This is a genomic window from Pseudomonas protegens, assembly GCF_003732485.1.
Taxonomy (GTDB): domain Bacteria; phylum Pseudomonadota; class Gammaproteobacteria; order Pseudomonadales; family Pseudomonadaceae; genus Aquipseudomonas; species Aquipseudomonas protegens_B.
Genome location: NZ_MOAK01000029.1, coordinates 2015 through 3934, shown reverse-complemented (window position 1 = coordinate 3934; position 1920 = coordinate 2015). Strand labels below are relative to the sequence as shown.

Here is a 1920-nt window from a genome sequence, read left to right as displayed (position 1 = left end):
CATACAACTCAACACTCTTCTTCCACTGCTCATACGTCTTCTTCGGGCTCGCCACCGCCCCAAGGGAAGAACTGCTCGCATACAGATCCGTACGCGACTCCTCATCCTTGGTGATCTCATACCGGCCACGACTGCAACATTCCCTCGCTGCTGATCGATAACCAAGCCCCGATTGACGTCCTGCGCGATGCCGCGGCGTATCGCATTCGCGCTGTGACTCAACTAATGGAAAACTTCGCGATTGCTGATGAAGCGCCCAAATGTGCAGTGGTGCTGCAGGAACTGTCGCTGGTGTACAGCATTTTACTGTGCGATGGGTATGACTTGATGGATATAACGGGGCAACGGATGCAAAGCAGGCTATCCGTATAAACAGAAAGGGGCGGTATAAAGCCGCCCCCTTCAGCCTAGACACTATAGTGCGGAAACATTCGTTATCTAGTGGAGCGAACAGGTCAAGCGAATAGCTTAAAATTATCGGGACAGCGAGTTCCTTTTCATAAAGGTCAAGAACACCTCACCCGCAACCCGCGAAGCCTCCCAAAATGTCCTCATACAAAAAGAACACCCATAGACTAAATCATTCCTAACAGCCTGAGATCAGAACTGAACTCCATTGCTTCTTCTTGTGGCAACCCTTCTAAAATACCAAGAAGATCATTATCTCTTAATATTTCTTCAATAACAGCCCGATGATAATCATGAACCCTTTCTGAAGATCGCCCCCCCCTCAGCACCAGAGCGACAACTTCCAACATCAAAATTTCAACAGGCTTATCAAAACTCCCTTCAAGCTCTGCATATGCGTAACCAGCCTCGCTCTCTCCTTCTATCCACAAACTATTATGACGAAGTTTCACCCTACAATAATTATAATAGAGAGCTAAAAAACAAGCCCTAACCTCACTATAAGTCACTCGATCTTCCATTACGGAATTCTCCTTGGAGGTCGGAGCATAACCCCCTGATTATCTATAAAATTAACAGTTATATTAGGATATCTCTCATTAAATTGTTCTCCCGCCCCCAGACAACTTACTCATGCTGGCTTTTCTGTAAATATATTTACAACCCCACTTACCGCCCTATTACCACCTAGCTGATCGGCGATATTATCAAGAATTTTATATTCAGAGTCTGTCCCTCGATAAACCGGATCCCCTGCTTTATTGGGGACAATTTGAGCTACAAAATTCCCACTTCCCTCACCAATAAATCCTCTACCTGCGACAGAAATCCCACTATGTGCAGCCATCTGCCTCGATATTCCTGGGATATCTATATCAGCAACGGCAACGTTACCACCGCGTCTCAAGTCAGAGGGTAGTCCAGCTCGAGCATCCATAACTCTTTGTGCAAGGATGGCACTATCAATGATAGTTGCATCACCTTTTCCTGTCCCACCCTCACTATACATCACCCCCGGATTCAGCTTGTGCTCCGGAGTCACATAGGCACCATCCTTCTGCCCCCCATCCAGTTGAGTACCGCCGGTATGTGGCGTTGTAATAACTCCGCCACCCTCAGCGTAGCCCCCACTGGCAGGATTCCCTCCTGATGCATCAACAATCGGATTGACCAGCTTTCGGTTTTCGTCATCAAGCAAGTGAATTGGAAACGGCATGTGGGTTACCAACTCCCAAAGCCCCATCGAAACCCTCAGCCGACTCTGCACTTGCTCCTTTGTTTCAGAGACGCCCCGGCTGACACTTTCAATCATGGAGCTGGCCGCGTTACGCATCCGCGCTTGATTTTCAGGTGTGGACGCTTGATAAGCCAGTGCGCCAACCAGGGCAAGCATAACCCCCGAACTAGCGAGCCCCTGAGCATAGTTATTTGCGCCTGCAGGAGAATCGCTGAGGCGGCCGATGAGCGCTGTCAGTTCAACTGACTTCTCAGGGCTCTGACGGGCAATTTCCT

Annotated in this window: 3 protein-coding genes; 1 reads left to right on the top strand and 2 read right to left on the bottom strand. The window is 48.8% G+C overall.

Features of this window, described 5'->3' with window-relative positions; genetic code table 11:
- Positions 1-138: 138 nt before the first annotated feature.
- Positions 139-372, top strand: coding sequence for a hypothetical protein (locus tag BLX41_RS34380; protein ID WP_123723887.1), 234 nt, complete (start codon positions 139-141; stop codon positions 370-372).
- Positions 373-575: 203 nt separating this feature from the next.
- On the opposite strand, the gene imm2 is transcribed toward BLX41_RS34380, so the two are convergent.
- Together imm2 and BLX41_RS33495 are read right to left on the bottom strand one after the other, a co-directional pair.
- Positions 576-929, bottom strand: a complete 354-nt coding sequence (gene imm2 / locus BLX41_RS04155) for an Imm2 family immunity protein (protein ID WP_123723886.1) — start codon at positions 927-929, stop codon at positions 576-578.
- A 110-nt stretch (positions 930-1039) separates the two neighbouring features.
- The coding region (locus BLX41_RS33495) for a deaminase domain-containing protein (RefSeq protein ID WP_185073369.1) at positions 1040-1920 on the bottom strand (881 nt) is incomplete at its 5' end.